The organism is Gordonia sp. NPDC003504, assembly GCF_053587995.1.
In genome coordinates this window covers 94734-110830 of record NZ_JBSFPC010000005.1, presented here as the reverse complement: position 1 = coordinate 110830, position 16097 = coordinate 94734, and the positions used below count along the sequence as shown (strand labels likewise).

18 protein-coding genes are annotated in these 16097 nt (G+C 68.3%); 14 read left to right on the top strand and 4 right to left on the bottom strand.

What is annotated here, in order from left to right:
* The first annotated feature begins 69 nt into the window (after positions 1-69).
* From ACWDPV_RS11600 to cofG, 3 genes are read left to right on the top strand one after another with little or no spacing between them, the layout of a single operon-like run.
* Positions 70-1194 (top strand): FO synthase, encoded by a 1125-nt coding sequence (locus ACWDPV_RS11600; protein ID WP_449743079.1) that lies wholly within the window; start codon positions 70-72, stop codon positions 1192-1194.
* The gene (locus ACWDPV_RS11595; protein WP_449743078.1) at positions 1191-2705 is read left to right on the top strand and encodes a flavin-containing monooxygenase; all 1515 of its coding nucleotides are present in this window, start codon (positions 1191-1193) and stop codon (positions 2703-2705) included. Before ACWDPV_RS11600 ends, ACWDPV_RS11595 begins: the two co-directional genes overlap by 4 nt.
* A 9-nt stretch (positions 2706-2714) precedes the next feature.
* Positions 2715-3959 carry a 7,8-didemethyl-8-hydroxy-5-deazariboflavin synthase CofG gene (gene cofG / locus ACWDPV_RS11590; protein ID WP_348807231.1) on the top strand — a complete coding sequence of 415 codons (1245 nt, stop codon included), beginning with the start codon at positions 2715-2717 and terminating at the stop codon, positions 3957-3959.
* A 27-nt stretch (positions 3960-3986) separates the two neighbouring features.
* Here the strand turns inward: cofG and ACWDPV_RS11585 are convergent, their stop codons facing one another.
* Together ACWDPV_RS11585 and ACWDPV_RS11580 are read right to left on the bottom strand one after the other, a co-directional pair.
* Positions 3987-4355, bottom strand: coding sequence for a rhodanese-like domain-containing protein (locus ACWDPV_RS11585; protein WP_449743077.1), 369 nt, complete (start codon positions 4353-4355; stop codon positions 3987-3989).
* 11 nt (positions 4356-4366) lie between these two features.
* A complete protein-coding gene (locus tag ACWDPV_RS11580) occupies positions 4367-5017 on the bottom strand; it encodes a cupin domain-containing protein (RefSeq protein WP_348807233.1) in 651 nt (216 codons plus the stop codon).
* A gap of 359 nt (positions 5018-5376) precedes the next feature.
* On the opposite strand from ACWDPV_RS11580, the gene fdxA reads away from it, so the two are divergent.
* Together fdxA and dapC are read left to right on the top strand one after the other, a co-directional pair.
* Complete coding sequence (gene fdxA / locus ACWDPV_RS11575) at positions 5377-5709, top strand: ferredoxin (protein WP_348807259.1); 333 nt, start codon at positions 5377-5379, stop codon at positions 5707-5709.
* 9 nt (positions 5710-5718) lie between these two features.
* Positions 5719-6822 carry a succinyldiaminopimelate transaminase gene (dapC, locus tag ACWDPV_RS11570; protein WP_348807234.1) on the top strand — a complete coding sequence of 368 codons (1104 nt, stop codon included), beginning with the start codon at positions 5719-5721 and terminating at the stop codon, positions 6820-6822.
* A gap of 19 nt (positions 6823-6841) precedes the next feature.
* On the opposite strand, the gene dapD is transcribed toward dapC, so the two are convergent.
* Both dapD and ACWDPV_RS11560 read right to left on the bottom strand, forming a co-directional pair.
* Entirely contained in the window at positions 6842-7807 is a 966-nt protein-coding gene (gene dapD, locus ACWDPV_RS11565; RefSeq protein WP_449743076.1) for a 2,3,4,5-tetrahydropyridine-2,6-dicarboxylate N-succinyltransferase, read from the bottom strand.
* Positions 7808-7880: 73 nt separating this feature from the next.
* Complete coding sequence (locus ACWDPV_RS11560; protein ID WP_348807236.1) at positions 7881-8156, bottom strand: hypothetical protein; 276 nt, start codon at positions 8154-8156, stop codon at positions 7881-7883.
* Positions 8157-8378: 222 nt separating this feature from the next.
* Between ACWDPV_RS11560 and ACWDPV_RS11555 the strand changes: the two genes are divergently transcribed.
* The 9 genes from ACWDPV_RS11555 (at position 8379) to ACWDPV_RS11515 (ending at position 16080) form a co-directional block, all read left to right on the top strand.
* Positions 8379-8885 (top strand): DM13 domain-containing protein, encoded by a 507-nt coding sequence (locus ACWDPV_RS11555; RefSeq protein ID WP_348809117.1) that lies wholly within the window; start codon positions 8379-8381, stop codon positions 8883-8885.
* Between the two features lie 54 nt (positions 8886-8939).
* On the top strand, positions 8940-10034 hold the full coding sequence (gene dapE / locus ACWDPV_RS11550; protein WP_449743271.1) for a succinyl-diaminopimelate desuccinylase: 1095 nt from the start codon (positions 8940-8942) through the stop codon (positions 10032-10034).
* 22 nt (positions 10035-10056) lie between these two features.
* Positions 10057-10887 carry an LOG family protein gene (locus tag ACWDPV_RS11545; protein WP_348807237.1) on the top strand — a complete coding sequence of 277 codons (831 nt, stop codon included), beginning with the start codon at positions 10057-10059 and terminating at the stop codon, positions 10885-10887.
* Positions 10884-11423, top strand: a complete 540-nt coding sequence (locus ACWDPV_RS11540; RefSeq protein WP_348807238.1) for an LOG family protein — start codon at positions 10884-10886, stop codon at positions 11421-11423. Before ACWDPV_RS11545 ends, ACWDPV_RS11540 begins: the two co-directional genes overlap by 4 nt.
* Before the next feature lie 57 nt (positions 11424-11480).
* Positions 11481-13259, top strand: a complete 1779-nt coding sequence (locus tag ACWDPV_RS11535) for a long-chain-acyl-CoA synthetase (RefSeq protein ID WP_449743075.1) — start codon at positions 11481-11483, stop codon at positions 13257-13259.
* Between the two features lie 61 nt (positions 13260-13320).
* A complete protein-coding gene (gene folP, locus ACWDPV_RS11530) occupies positions 13321-14199 on the top strand; it encodes a dihydropteroate synthase (protein ID WP_449743074.1) in 879 nt (292 codons plus the stop codon).
* Complete coding sequence (locus ACWDPV_RS11525) at positions 14196-15260, top strand: glucosyl-3-phosphoglycerate synthase (RefSeq protein WP_348807241.1); 1065 nt, start codon at positions 14196-14198, stop codon at positions 15258-15260. Before folP ends, ACWDPV_RS11525 begins: the two co-directional genes overlap by 4 nt.
* A 50-nt stretch (positions 15261-15310) precedes the next feature.
* Positions 15311-15772: a DivIVA domain-containing protein gene (locus tag ACWDPV_RS11520; protein ID WP_348807242.1), complete on the top strand. Its 462-nt coding sequence runs from the start codon at positions 15311-15313 to the stop codon at positions 15770-15772.
* A 140-nt stretch (positions 15773-15912) separates the two neighbouring features.
* The gene (locus ACWDPV_RS11515; RefSeq protein WP_004019232.1) at positions 15913-16080 is read left to right on the top strand and encodes a DUF3117 domain-containing protein; all 168 of its coding nucleotides are present in this window, start codon (positions 15913-15915) and stop codon (positions 16078-16080) included.
* Positions 16081-16097 lie beyond the last annotated feature (17 nt).

The window sequence follows — 16097 nt, the reverse complement described above, 5'->3', positions numbered from 1 at the left end:
GCCGGGTGACGCCACCGGGATGGGACCGGCGTCAACAGTCGGTGATCGGACGACGGTTACAGTGTGGACATGGTTTTGCGCGCGTGGGCGACCGATCGTCTCGCCCCCGTCGAGCAGGTGACGGCGGCGTTGGCCGCGGTGACCGCCGACCCGGTCGACGTATCGGACGAACACTGGGTCGCGCTGCTCGGTGCCGACGGCACGGCGCTGGAGCACCTGTGTGCACTCGCCGATACCGCCCGCCGCCGGGTCACCGATCCCGACTCACTGACCTTCGTCGTCAATCGGAATCTCGATACCGCCGTGGCCGCGACGCTTCCGACGCGGGGGCCGTCGCTGGGGGACCTCGTGCTCGAGGCGGTGGACGGCGGCGCAACCGAGATCTGCATGCAGGGCGTCTTGCCGGAAGATGCCCCGGCCGATGGATATCTCCGTTTGATCGAGCGGATCACCGCGGCGGCGCCGGTGCATCTGCACGCGTTGCGGCCGCCGGAAATCCGCGACGGTGCCCGCCGGATGGGTATCGGCATCGACGACTTCCTGCGCAAAGCCCGTGATGCCGGGCTCGGATCGGTGCCGGGCACCGCCGCGCAGGTCCTCGACGACGAGGTGCGCGCCGCGCTGGCGCCGCCCGGGGTCCCCAGCGCGGTCACCGAGTGGACCGAGGTCATCGAAGCGGCGCATCGGGTGGGGCTGTTCTCCACCGCGACACTGCTCTACGGGCATCTCGAGACGCCCGCCCACCAGGTGGACCACCTTCGACTGCTCTGCGACATCGCCACGCGGACAAAGGGATTCAGCGAGTTGATCCTGATGCCGATGGTGGCGCAGAACACCCCGGCGCATCTGCGTGCCGAGGCGGTGGCGACGGCGTCGACACGGGAGACCCGTGCGCTGCACGCCGTCGCCAGGTTGATGACCCTCGGGTGTTTCGATCACCTGCAGGTCGCCTGGACCAAACTCGACGCCGACACCGTCGATGCGGTGCTCGCCGGCGGCGTCGACGACATCGGGGGAGTGCTGCTCGACGGCGTCCTCTTGCCGCAGGCCGGTGCCGAGGCAGGCCGCGTCCTCGACGTCGAGGCCCTCACCGGGTTCGCGGACCGCGGCGGGCGGATTCTGCGGCAGCGGACCACCGCCTACACCGACCCCGCGCCCGATCGCCTGCTGCGACTCGACGGGGCCGTTCGGTGACCGACACCGCCGTCGACGTCACCACCGTCGACGTCGCCATCGTCGGAGCCGGCTTCGCCGGGATCGGGCTGGCGACCCACCTGGCCCGGCGCGGCACCGAATCCTTCGTCGTCCTCGAACGCGCCGACGCAGTCGGCGGAACGTGGCGCGACAACGTCTACCCGGGAATCGCCTGCGACATCCCGGCGCATCTGTACTCCTTCTCGTTTCTCCCGCCCGTCGACTGGACGTCGGTCTATCCCAGCGGCGCCGAGGTCCGCGCGTATCTCGAACGGACCGTCGGCGACGAGGGGCTCTCGGCGAGTATTCGTCTGAACACCGAATTGACCTCGGCGCGTTGGGATTCCGTAGAACGTCTGTGGCGGTTGACGACGGCGGGTCCCAGCGGTGCGGGCCGGTTGCACGCCCGTGTGCTGACGTTGGCGGTCGGTAGATTGTCCGAGCCCGTCATCCCTGACATCGACGGGTTGGCCACCTTCGACGGACCGGTGATGCACACCGCCGCATGGGATCACGCCCTCGACCTGTCCGGCATGCGGATCGGCGTCGTGGGGACCGGGGCGTCGGCGGTGCAGGTCATTCCGCACCTGGCCGACGTCGCCGACGAGCTGGTGGTCTTCAGCCGGACGCCACCCTATGTGGTGCCCCGTGACGACCGGGAACTCGACGCCGACGAGCGTGCCCGGCTGCGGGATCCGCGGGCCGCCGCACAATATCGCGACGAATTGTTGGCCACCGCCGACGCGGCGTTCGCCCAACGCCTGCGACTGCATCCGGACATCGACGAGATCCGCTCCCGCGCACTGGATCACCTGGCATCGCAGATCACCGATCCGGTGCTGCAGGCCGATCTCACCCCCGACTACGAGATCGGCTGCAAGCGCATCCTGTTGAGCGACGACTTCTATCCGACACTGTTGCGCGAGCACGTCGTCTTCGAGGCCAGCGCCCTCGAATCGGTGTCGGAATCGAAGGCGAGGGCCGCCAGCGGACGCAGTCACGACCTCGACATCCTGGTCATGGCAACGGGTTTCGAGGCGGCCCGACCGCCGGTCGCCACCCGGATCACCGGCCGCGGCGGGCATCTGCTCGCCGACCACTGGGCCCACGGGATGGTGTCCTACGCGTCGACGGTCGTCAGTGGGTTCCCCAACATGTTCGTCCTCGACGGCCCGAACGCCGCACTCGGCCACAACTCGGCGATCTACATGATCGAAACGCAACTCGATTACCTCCTCGGGGCGCTCGATCACCTGGCCGCCGACCCCACGCCGCTGGAGGTGACCGCCGCCGCCGAGCGGTCCTACACCCGCGAGATCGACGCGCGCGCCGCCGACACCGTCTGGCTGACCGGTTGTGACAGTTGGTATGTCGACCCCGACAGTGGTCGCCTGACGCTGCTGTGGCCGGGAACCGCGGCGTCCTTCCGGGAACGCAACGGCACTTTCGACCCGTCGCCCTTCCGCCACCCCGGCCACCCGGAATCGTCGTCCACCGACGCAGAGGAGTGACACCTGAGCATGCCCGCACCCGACATCGCCGCCGCACTCGAGCAGGCGCGCACCCGGACCGACCTCGACGTCGACGCCGTCGCCGCGCTCTTGTCCTGTGCCGGTGACGATCTGCAGTCCCTGCAGCGGATCGCCGGCCGGCTCCGCGACGAGGGTCTGGCCGCCGACGGCCGCGGCGCCCAGGTCACCTACTCACGCAAGGTGTTCATCCCGCTGACCCGACTGTGCCGGGACCGCTGCCATTACTGCACCTTCGTGACGATCCCCGGCAAGCTCACCCGCGCCGGTCAGGGCATGTACCTCGACCTCGACGAGGTCGTCGACATCGCCCGCAAGGGTGCCGAACTCGGTTGCAAGGAAGCATTGTTCACCCTCGGTGACCGTCCCGAGGACCGGTGGCCGCAGGCCGCGGAATGGCTTGCCGAGCGGGGGTATGCCTCCACGCTGGACTATGTCGCCGCCGCCGCGGTCGCGGTGCTGACCGAGACCGGCCTGCTGCCGCACCTGAATCCCGGCGTGATGAGTGCCGAGGAAATGCAGGCGCTGCGTCCGGTGGCCCCGTCGATGGGGATGATGCTCGAGACCACCGATCGCCGACTGTTCACCGAGAAGGGGCAACCGCATCACGGCAGTCCGGACAAGGACCCGCTGGTCCGCCTGCAGGTGTTGCGCGACGCCGGTGCGGTGCGGATTCCGTTCACCACCGGCATCCTGGTGGGCATCGGCGAAAGCCTCATCGAGCGTGCGCGATCCCTCCTGGAGATGGCCGACATCCACCGGGCGGGCGGCCACATCCAGGAGGTCATCGTGCAGAACTTCCGGGCGAAACCCGATACCGCCATGCGCGGCACACCGGACGCCGAGATGACCGAATTCCTCGCCGCGGTCGCCACCGCGCGAGTGGTCCTCGGACCGCACATGCGCATCCAGGCACCACCGAATCTGGTGTCGGCCGCCGAATGCGAGGCGCTGATCGCCTCCGGCGTCGACGACTGGGGCGGGGTGTCACCGCTGACCCCCGATCACGTGAATCCCGAACGGCCGTGGCCGAATCTGGACGCTCTCGCCGAGATCACCGCGGCATGCGGGTTCCGGCTCACCGAACGACTCACCGCACAACCGCGCTATATCCGTGACGGCGCCACCTGGATCGATGCCTCACTGGCCGAACACGTTGCGGCACTGAGTGATCCGAACAGTGGTCTGGCGGCGGACGTGTGCCCGGTGCCGCTTCCGTGGCCGGCGGTCGCCTGAGCGGGCCGGGAGCGTCGAGTCGGGGCGTCAGTCCGCGATCTGCGCGACTGCCCGGAATCCGCCGATCACATCGGTGGCCCGATGAAGCCCGAGCTGCTGCAGCGACGCGGCCGCCAGGCTCGAGGTGTAGCCTGCCGAGCACAGGATGATCCAGCGCACGTCATGGTCGACCGCCTGTGGGATGCGGGCGTCGCTGGCCGGATCGCACCGCCATTCCAGGACATTGCGTTCGATGACGAGCGCTGCGGGTACCTCGCCCTCGGCGGCACGTTGGGCCGCCGGACGGATGTCGACGAGGACGGCGCCCGCCTCGAGTTCGGCGGCGAGGTCCTCGGCGGGCAGCCGGACCAGACCGTCACGGGCCCGCAGCAGCATGTCATCGATCGTCATCGCCATGCCCGCCGACGCTACTCCGGTTCATTGGTCAGTTCGGTCCTGGTGCGGCGCAGCGAGCCGCTCTCGGTGACCTCGTAGAACGACATCGCCGTCAACGGCGGCGCATATGCGTGCACGCTCAGGGTGGGACCGGGATGCACGTCGATCGCGGTGTCGTCGCCGCGGCTGTCGGCGTCGAGCAGGTCCCGACGTGGTGGTGTGCTGTCGTGATGCTGCACGTCGTGCACCCAGCCCAGCGGGAAGGCCGCCTGGTCACCGGCGGTCAGGATGCGCAGGGCCAGGTCGTGTCCGGTCCAGCGGTACTCCCGCAGGTCGCCGGACAGAACCGTCAACGCACCCAGGGAACCGGCGTGGTCGTGCAGATCGGTGGAGCGGTCCGGGGTCCAGCTGATCAGCCACAGGTCCAGGTCGTCGTCGGACTCCAGGCGCGTCGACCAGCGTTCCACCGGGTCCCAGGACTCGGGGAGCAGGTGGTCGTATCGGCCGTCGATGACGTCGGCGACGCCCTGATCGGTGATGCGGAGCAGGTCGGCGGGGCGCAGGCGTGTCGGGAGGTTCGCCGTCGGGCGGGAGCGTCCGGCGCCGGCATGGGTGCCGGTGCCGGTGCTGGTGCCGTGGTCTCGGCTGGCGATGGCTCGGCGGGAGGGCAGGGTTGCGGTCATGAGGTCTCCTGGGTTCTACGGGTTGGTGGTCGCAGGGCGGGACATTCGACAGCGCCGGCGACACCAAAGCGATGGAGTGCTCACGTCGACCAGGGTGAATGCACGCAGATGTTTGCGCGAGGGTTGTCGTCATGGTGAGCGCAACGGGCAGGTGGTGTGATTTACACCTCAGGTGCGGGCGGTGACCAGGGGCGGGTGTCGAAAGCGACGGTGCCGGGGGCGATACTGTAGGACGACACGTGTGCGTGGCGTGAGCTGCCGTGCCACCACCCGCGTCGGGTGCGACCAGCCCTCGCACCGTCGATCGGCCGTTGACGAGGTGACGTGCCGACCCGAGAGCGTTTGCAGCGAAGGAGTGTCTGGTGACCTACATCATCGCGGAGCCCTGCGTGGACGTGATGGACAAGGCATGTGTGGAGGAATGCCCGGTCGATTGCATCTACGAAGGTGGTCGCAGTCTCTACATCCAGCCGGATGAGTGTGTGGACTGTGGTGCCTGCGAGCCGGTGTGTCCGGTGGAGGCGATCTTCTACGAGGACGACATCCCGGATGAGTGGGAGCCGTATCTGAGCGCCAATGCCGACTTCTTCGACGACCTGGGATCGCCCGGCGGTGCCAGCAAGGTCGGCAAGACCGATTACGATCCGCCGTTCATCAAGGAACTGCCCCCGATGAACACCGACGAGGACTGAGTTCGCACAGTGAGCCGTCGCCGCGTCAGCGCCGCGCTGCCCGACTTCCCGTGGGACACCCTCGCCGACGCGAAGGCGTTGGCGAACTCGCATCCAGACGGGATCGTCGATCTGTCCGTGGGTACCCCGGTGGATCCGGTCGATCCGCTGATCCGGGAGGCGCTGTCCGGTGCCTCGGAGTTTCCCGGGTATCCGACGACCGTCGGGACGCCCGCCCTGCGGGAGGCCGCCGCCGCGGCCCTGACCCGCCGTTACGGCGCCACCGGGCTCGACGAGTCGTCGATCCTGCCCGTCATCGGTACCAAGGAGGCCATCGCCGGGGTCGTCTCGCTGCTCGGGGTCACCGCCGGTGACACCGTGGTGATCCCCGAGGTGGCCTATCCCACCTACGAGGTGGGTGCGCTGCTGGCCGGCGCCACGCCGGTGCGCGCCGATTCGACCGTGGCGCTCGGCCCGATTCGTCCGGCCGTGCTGTTCCTCAACTCGCCGTCGAACCCGACCGGCAAGGTGCTCGGCGTCGATCACCTGCGCAAGGTGGTCGAGTGGGCGCGCGAACGTGACACCGTCGTCATCTCCGACGAGTGCTACCTCGGGCTGTCGTGGGATGCCGAGGCGGTCTCCATCCTCGATCCGCGGGTCAGTGACGGTGATCACCGCGGATTGCTCGCGGTGCACTCCCTGTCGAAGATCTCCAACCTCGCGTCCTACCGCGCGGGCTTTTTCGCGGGTGACCGCGACCTCGTCGCCGAGTTGCTGGCGGTGCGCAAACACGCCGGACTGATGGTGCCCTATCCGATCCAGGTTGCGATGACCGCGGCGCTGACCGACGACGGGCACGTCGACGCACAGCGCAAGCGGTACGAGACGCGACGTGCGGAACTCGCGGCGGCAGTGCGTGCCGCGGGCTTCACCATCGATCACTCCGAGGCCGGGCTGTATCTCTGGGCAACGCGTGGTCGCAACGGTCGTGACACCGTGCGGTGGCTGGCAGAACGCGGGATTCTCGCGGCGCCCGGCGACTTCTACGGGCCCGCCGGTGTCGACCATGTGCGGATCGCGCTCACCGCGACCGACGAACGGATCGCGGCCGCGGTGGCGCGGCTGGCGGAGTGACCCGCCACCGGTAGTTCTGTCAGTTCTTGTGCAGTGCCGCGTTGAGGGCGATGCCGTCGCCCTTCCACGCCACCACCTCGACCGCACCGGTGAGGCTGTTGCGACGGAACAGCAGGTTCGACTGGCCGGCGAGGTCACGTGCCTTCACGGTGGTGCCGTCCGGGCCGGTGACCTTGGTGCCGGCGGTGACGTACAGGCCGGCCTCGATGACGCAGTCGTCGCCGAGCGGGATGCCGCAGCCGGAGTTCGCGCCGAGCAGGCAGCGCTTGCCCAGGACGATGCGTTCCTTGCCGCCGCCGGACAGGGTGCCCATCGTCGACGCGCCGCCGCCGATGTCGGAGCCGTCGCCGACCACCACGCCCGCCGAGATGCGGCCCTCGACCATCGATTCGCCGAGGGTGCCGGCGTTGAAGTTGACGAAGCCCTCGTGCATGACCGTGGTACCGGGTGCCAGGTGGGCGCCGAGACGGACCCGGTCGGCGTCGCCGATCCGCACGCCGCCGGGTGCGACGTAGTCGACCATGCGGGGGAACTTGTCGATGCTGTACACGGTGACCGCGCCGCGTGCCTTCAGGCCGGCACGCACGGTTTCGAAACCGTCGACCGCGCACGGACCGTGATTGGTCCAGACGACGTTGGCGAGTTTGCCGAAGATCCCGTCGATGTTCGCGCCGTGTGGTGCGACGAGCCGATGCGACAGCAGATGCAGGCGTAGGTAGACGTCGTAGGTGTCGATCGGCTCGGCGTCGAGATCGGCGATGACGGTCGAAACGGCAACGGTCTTCACGCGGCGGACGGCGTCCTCGCCGACGAGCGGGGCGAGGGTGGCCGGGATCGCGGACTCGGAGAGGATCTCGGTACCGCTCTGACCCTCGGCTCCCAGTGCCGGCTCGGGGAACCAGACGTCGAGAACGAGGCCGGGATCACCGGAGCCCCCGTTGGTCACGGTGGCGATTCCTACTGCGTGTGCACCATTGTTCGTCACGGGGATCGAGCTTACCGGTCAGCCGCGCCCGGGCTTGACGGTGCCGGGAGCGGTCGCGATCCTCCGGTCGGCTCTAGCTGCGGTAGTCCCGCTGATAGTGCCGCTTCTCGGTGTCGGTGTAATCCGGGACCAGCGCGCTGTGATGGAGCTTGCGTCCCATCGTCGTCATCATCACGGCGGTGACGCCGAAGCCCACCACCGTCACCACGGCGGCAATGATTCCGAGCACGGTGTGCCCACCGGCGAACGCCACCAGCGTGATCGCCAGTGCCGCGAACGCGACGAGCATCAGGACGAAGGCACCGACTCCGGCCGGATGTTGGCCATGGGTGTCATGATGAGCGGACATGATGATCATCTCCTTGTAGTGGATCACCCGCTTCACTTCCAGTCTACGACTTCGGCGCCGACCCGTGGCCGATTGGTCCGGATTGATCAGATCATCCGAACGGTGGAAGTTCCTGGTCGGCGGCGGACCGCGGCCGTAGGGTCGACGGGCATGAGGCCCCCCGAATCGCGTGTGACACAGGCCGGTACCGCACCGGCCCGACGGCGTCGTCGATGGCCGTGGATCCTCGGGGGAGTGGGGATCGTCGTCATCGTCGGAATGGTCATCGGCGCGGTGATCTTCAAACCCTGGCTGATCTTCGTCAACACCGAGGTCGCCGACGAGATCCCGGTTGCGGTCAGCGCCGCGCCGGGCGGGGACGCGCCGACCGGTTCGCCGGTTGTTCTCTCCGGGGGAGAGTTCATCAGCCACGAACACGATACCACCGGATCGGTGTCGGTCATCGAGAAACCGGATGGCTCAAGGGTTCTCGCGATCGAGAACCTGGACACCACCACCGGTCCGGATGTGCACGTCTGGTTGTCGGCCGGCGAGGTGATCCCGGGGTTCTCCGGGTGGCGCACCGCGGGCGACGCGGCGTACGTCGATCTGGGGCCGATCAAGGGCAATCGCGGCGATCAGGTGTACGAGATCCCGGCGGGGACCGATCTGGCCACCTACCCGGCGGTGGTGTTGTGGTGCGTGCAGTTCAGCGTGTCCTTCGGCGCCGCGGAGTTGCACACGGTCTGAGCCGGTCGTCGCCGACGGCCGATCCGGCCGGGCTACCGTGGACCGGTGACCGACATCCCCGAGCTGGACCTGCATGCCGATCCCGTCGAACTGACCGCCGCCCTCGTCGACATCCCGAGCGAATCGCGCGACGAGTCGCTCATCGCCGACGCCGTGGAAGCCGCCCTGCGCACCCAGACAACGGGATTCGAGATCGTCCGACGTGGCAACCAGGTGCTGGCCCGGACCGACCGCGGCCTGGACAGCCGGGTGATCCTCGCCGGGCACCTCGACACCGTCCCGGTCGCCGGGAACCTGCCGCACCGGCGCACCGTCGACGACGCCGAGGGCGATGTGCTGCACGGCTGCGGCACCGTCGACATGAAATCCGGTGACGCGGTCTTCCTGCATCTGGCCGCGACGCTGGAGAACCCGGCCCACGATCTGACGCTGATCTTCTACGACTGCGAGGAGATCGCCGCGGAGTTCAACGGTCTCGGGACCATCGAGCGCGAGTTGCCGCAGTGGCTCGCCGGTGACGTCGCGATCCTCGGCGAGCCCACCGCCGGTCAGATCGAGGCGGGCTGCCAGGGCACCCTGCGGGTGCGATTGAGCGCCACCGGCACCCGTGCGCACTCGGCGCGAGCATGGATGGGCGACAACGCGATTCACAAGCTGGGCGATGTGTTGACGACGCTCGCCGACTACCGGCCCCGGTGGGTCGACATCGACGGCTGCGAGTATCGGGAGGGGCTCTCGGCGGTCGGGATCGGCGGTGGCGTGGCCGGCAACGTGGTCCCCGATGCGGCCTTCGTTGACGTCAACTTCCGCTTCGCCCCCGATCGCAGCATCGAGACCGCGCTGGAACATGTGCGTGCGGTGTTCGCCGGTCCGCTCTCGACCGGTGCGGTCACCATGGAACTGACCGACTCCGCCTCCGGGGCCCTTCCGGGGCTGTCCCATCCGGCCGCCGCGGCACTGGTCGCGGCGGCGTCGGGCCGCTTCCGCGCGAAGTACGGCTGGACCGACGTGTCACGGTTCTCTGCCCTCGGCATCCCGGCGGTCAACCTCGGCCCGGGGGACCCGAGCCTCGCGCACCGCGTCGACGAACGGGTGCCGGTGGCCCAGATCCGGGAGGTCACCGATCTGTTGCGGGCCTATCTGTCCTGATCGGGCGGATACCGTTGCGGTCATGACGAACCCAGGTGACGACGAGACCACACGAGAACTCCGCGTCGACGACGACCAGGAGGGCACCCGCTACGTGGGTCCGATGCGGATCCGTCAGGGCGAGGCCCCGGAGAAGACCACCGACCGCCGGTTCCTCGAGTGGGTCGATCCGCGCGATGCCGCCCTGCGCGCGGATCGCACGATGCGCGACTCCTGGCGGGTGCTGCGCATCCAATCGGAATTCGTGGCCGGTTTCGACGCGCTCAGTGAGGTGGCCGAGGCGGTCACCGTATTCGGTTCGGCCCGCTCGGCGCCCGACTCCGCGGAATACGCGCTCGCGGTTGAGGTCGGCCGGGCGCTCGGCGAGGCCGGGTATGCCGTCATCACCGGCGGCGGTCCGGGCGCGATGGAGGCCGCCAACCGGGGTGCGTGTGAGGCGTCGGCGAAGTCCATCGGGCTCAACATCGAACTGCCCTTCGAGCAGCACCTCAATCCCTGGGTCGACGTGGGCATGAACTTCCGTTACTTTTTCGTCCGCAAGACGATGTTCGTGAAGTACGCGCAGGCATTCGTGTGTCTGCCCGGCGGATTCGGCACGCTCGATGAACTCTTCGAGGCGCTGACCCTCGTGCAGACCAAGAAGGTCGTCCGGTTTCCGATCGTGCTCGTCGGCCGCGAGCACTGGTCCGGACTGCTGCAGTGGATGCGTGAGGTGCTGGTGGCCAAGAAGATGGTCTCCGCCGACGACCTCGACCTGCTGCATGTGGTCGACGAGCCGGCGGAGGTGGTCGCGATCATCGCCGCGGCGGCCGCGCAGCGCGATGCCGCACGTGAGACAGGGGGTGGGCAATGAGTGTGATCTGTGTGTATTGCGCGTCGGGCCGGCATGTGGCGCAACCGTTTCTGGACCTCGCCGCCGATCTGGGAACCGCGATCGGCGCGGCCGGACACACCCTGGTGTCCGGCGGTGGCAACGTGTCGATGATGGGTGCGGTGGCCACCGCGACCCGCGCCGCGGGCGGTCACACCGTCGGCATCATCCCGCGGGCGCTGATGGCACGAGAGGTCGCCGATCTCGACGCCGACGAGTTGGTCATCACCGAGACCATGCGCGAGCGCAAGAAGATGATGGACGACCGCGCCGACGGATTCATCACCCTGCCCGGCGGCGTCGGCACCCTCGAGGAACTGTTCGAGACATGGACCGCGGGATTCCTCGGGATGCACGACAAACCCGTCGTGATGCTCGATCCGGTCGACTTCTACGCGCCCCTGCTGTCGTGGCTCGGTGATCTGGTGGGTCAGGGGTTCGTCGCACAGAGTTCGCTGGATCGCCTGCGGGTGACCGATTCGGTGGACGACGCCCTGGCACTTGCTACTGCCCGGTAAGATAGCCGCACGCACCCGCGAAACACCGTCGTCGTCCACGGAGAGCGAGAACCTCGAATGTCGTCCCACGACACCCCATCGGTCGTCGGAGTCTCAGATCTGGTCAAAGGCGTCCTGAAGATGGCGCCGCGGGCCCATCAGATGATCAAGCATGCGCCCGGACTGATCCGGCGGCCCCCGGATGCCAAACGTACGATCGGGTCGATCTTCCAGAATCATGCGAGCAGCCACCCCGACCGGCCGTTCGTCCGCTTCGGCGGCAAGACCACCACCTACGGTGAGGCCAACCGCACGGTCAATCGGTACGCGGCGGTCCTCGCCGACAAGGGTGTGAAGACCGGTGACGTGGTCGCCATCCTGGCCAAGAACTCGGCCACCGACCTGCTGATCATGCTCGCCACCGTCAAACTCGGCGCCGTCGCCGGGATGCTGAACTACAACCAGCGCGGCTCGGTCCTCGAACACAGCATGAACCTGCTCGGGGCGCGGGTGCTCATCCACGATCCCGACTGCGCCGAGGCCTTCGAATCGATCGCGGACTCGGCGCTGCCCGACCACGTCCTGACCTTCGCCGACCTCGACGAGGAGGCGACGGGCAAGCCGGAGACCGATCCCGAGGTCACCGCCACGCTGCCCGCCTCCACCGAGGCATTCTACATCTTCACCTCCGGCACCACCGGGATGCCCAAGGCCAGCGTGATGAGCCACAACCGCTGGTTGGCGAGCCTGTCGGGAATCGGCGGACTCGCGGTCCGACTGCGCGCCAGCGACACCATGTATGTGCCGCTGCCGCTCTATCACAACAACGCCCTGTCGGTGTCGCTGTCCTCGGTCCTCGCGGCGGGGGCCTGCATTGCCATCGGCAAGCAGTTCTCGGCGTCGAAGTTCTGGGACGACGTCATCCTCAATCGTGCCACCGCGTTCTGCTACATCGGCGAACTGTGCCGCTATCTGCTGGCGCAACCGGAGAAGCCCACCGACCGGACCCACGGCGTTCGGCTGGTCGTCGGCAACGGCATGCGACCGGACATCTGGGACGAGTTCCGCGACCGTTTCGGCATCGACCGGATCGTCGAGTTCTACGGCGCCAGCGAACTCAACCTGGTCTTCGTCAACGCCTTCAGCGCGAGCCGCACGGCCGGCTTCTGCCCGCTGCCCTACGCGATCGTCGAATACGACGAGGACGGCAAGCCCAAACGCAACGACAAGGGACGGTTGACCAAGGTCGGGCGCGGCGGTACCGGCCTGCTGCTGTCCGGCATCAACGACCGGGTCCCGATCGACGGCTACACCGATCCGGCCGAGACCGAGAAGAAGATCGTCCGCGACGCCTTCAAGGACGGCGATGCGTGGTTCAACTCCGGCGATCTCGTCCGCGATCAGGGCTTCAGTCACATCGCCTTCGTCGATCGTCTCGGCGACACCTTCCGCTGGAAGGGCGAGAATGTCGCCACCACCGAGGTCGAGGCGGGCCTCGACGGAAGTCCGATGGTGGCCCAGTCGGTGGTCTTCGGGGTCGAGGTCCCGGGTGCCGACGGCAAGGCGGGGATGGCGGCGATCACGATCCGCGAGGGCGAGAGCTTCGACGGCGCACAGTTGGCCAAACATCTCTACGACGCCCTGCCGAGCTACGCGATGCCGCTGTTCGTCCGGATCGTCGGCGCGCTGGAGGCGACCTCCACCTTCAAGAACCGGAAGGTGGAGCTGCGTGAGGAGGGGTACTCCAAGCCGGGCGATGACCCGCTCTACGTGCTCGCCGGCCGGGACAAGGGCTACGTCGAGTTCTACGAGTCCTACCCGGACGATGTCGCCGCGGCCAAGGCACCCAAGGGCTGACGCGACCTCACCGGGACGACGCGGCGACCGCGTGCAACTGCACTCTCCGTAGGCTGTCGGCATGTATGGACAGACCTTGTGCGGGCGCCCGGTCGCCGTTGACCGTGCGCTGGTGATGGCCATCGTCAACCGCACACCGGACTCCTTCTACGACCGCGGCGCGAGCTTCTCCGACGCGGCGGCGCAGGCGCGGATCGACCAGGTGGTCGCCGAGGGCGCCGACATCGTCGACATCGGCGGGGTGAAGGCCGGACCGGGCGAGGAGGTCGATGCCGCCACCGAAGCGGCGCGCGTGGTGCCGATGATCGACTGGATCCGCGGCCGGTATCCGGATCTGCTGATCAGCGTCGACACCTGGCGTTCGGAGGTCGCCGACGCCGCATGCGCGGTGGGAGCCGACCTCATCAACGACACGTGGGCCGGAGCCGATCCCGATCTGGTGTCGGTCGCCGCGGCCCGCGGCGCGGGCATCGTCTGCTCGCACACCGGTGGCGCGGTGGTCCGTACCCGCCCGCACCGGGTCGGATACGGCGATTCGGTGGACGCGGTGGTGGCCGACGTGCTCGACGCGGTGACCTCCGCGGCACGCCGCGCCGAGGCCGCCGGGGTGGCCCGAGACTCGATCGTGATCGACCCGACACACGATTTTGGCAAAAACACTCACCACGGTCTGGCCTTGTTACGCCACGTAAAAGATCTTGTTAAGAGCGGCTGGCCAGTGCTGATGGCACTGAGCAACAAGGATTTCGTGGGGGAGACTCTGGGTGTGGATCTCGCACATCGGGTGGAGGGCACACTCGCGGCCACGGCTCTGAGCGCCGAACACGGCGCACGGATCTTCCGCGTCCACGAGGTCGCCGCCACCCGACGTGTGGTCGACATGGTCGCCGCGATAGCGGGCACACGGCCTCCAGCCAGAGCAGTCAGGGGACTCGCATGACCAAGAAGGTACGTCGAACCCAGAATCGTCGAACGATCGCCGGACGCACCACGTCCGGTTCCACCGGCCGCGACAAGGCGGCGATGTGGCCCGCGTCCGCCGACACCTCCGACGCCCGGAGCGGGTGGTCGACCACGCACACGTGGGAGAAACCGGACTGGACCGTCGAGGAACTCGTCGAGGCCAAGGACGGTCGCACCGTGTCGGTGGTGCTGCCCGCACTGAACGAGGAGGAGACGGTCGCCGACGTCATCGCGACCATCCGCCCGCTGGTGGGCACGCTGGTCGACGAACTGATCGTGCTGGACTCCGGGTCCACCGATGCCACCGCCGAACGCGCCACGATGGCCGGCGCGCAGGTGATCAGCCGCGAGGAGGCGGTGCCCGAACTCGAACCCGTCCGGGGCAAGGGTGAGGTGCTGTGGCGCTCGATCGCCGTGGCCACCGGCGACATCATCGCCTTCGTCGATTCCGACCTCATCGACCCGGACCCGATGTTCGTGCCGAAGATGCTCGGACCGCTGCTGGTCAACCCCGACATCCAGCTGGTCAAGGGGTACTACCGGCGCCCGCTGCGAACCGGTGGAACCCAAGACGCCAACGGTGGCGGCCGCGTCACCGAACTCGTCGCCCGTCCGCTGCTGGCCTCGCAGAAGCCCGAGCTGACCGCCGTTCTGCAGCCGCTGGGCGGCGAGTACGCCGGCACCCGCGAAATGCTGTCGTCGGTACCGTTCGCACCGGGCTACGGCGTGGAGATCGGCCTGCTGATCGACACCTACGATCGATACGGACTCAACGGGATCGGTCAGGTCAATCTCGGGGTCCGCACACACCGGAATCGTCCGCTCATCGAACTCGGCGTGATGAGCCGGCAGATCGTCGGCACGCTGATGCGACGATGCGGCATCGAGGACTCCGGGGTCGGACTCACACAGTTCACCGCCGAACCCGACGGCACCTTCACCCCGCACACCACCGAGGTGTACCTCGAGGACCGTCCGCCGATGAAGACGCTGCGCGCGGTCGACATCGACTCCGACGGCGAGGAGATCGCCTCCTGATCCGCCGGTCGCGGGGCGGCTCCCACCCGCCGGTCTGACACGATGGTCTGATGCAGACCCTCTTGCTGTACCTGCTGATCATGGCTGTCGTGGTGGCCGTCATCTTCGCCGTGGTCTGGTTCGTCTTCGGCCGCGGCGAAGATCTGCCGCCGATCGACGACTCGGCCACGCTGACGCGTCTGCCACGCAACGGGATCCACGGATACGACGTTCGTGCGCTCACCTTCGCGCTCACCGTGCGTGGCTACAAGCAGAGTGAGGTCGACTGGGCGCTGGCGCGGCTGGCCGACGAGATCGACGATCTGCGTGCGTTGGTTCAACAGCTGCAGGATGCGCGTGACACGGTCTCGGTCGGGTACCCCTCGGCGGGGATTCTCGGGCGGCACGAGGCCGATGACGCCGCACCTGCCGCCACCGACAGCGCTCCGGTGCAGCCGGTCACCGGCCCCGCCGCGGCGCCGACCGACGCCGACACGATCACCCCCGACGCCGATGACGTGCCCGAACCCTGACACACGGGCCGCCTCCGCGCGGTCCGGCCCACGCGGCCACGTATCATGACTGTGGCGGCAGCCACCATGACCGGCCGAGAGTCGATCGTCGTGGTTGCCGGATGCACTCGGCGACACAGAACTCTGAAGGGAGTTTGAGAATGGCGGCGATGAAGCCACGGACTGGGGATGGGCCCCTCGAGGCGGCCAAGGAAGGACGTGGGATCGTCGTTCGCATTCCGATCGAGGGTGGTGGACGTCTGGTGGTCGAACTGACCGCCGACGAGGCCGCCGCACTCGGTGAGGAGTTGCGCGGGGTCACCGGCTGACCGGGCCCGACCGCATC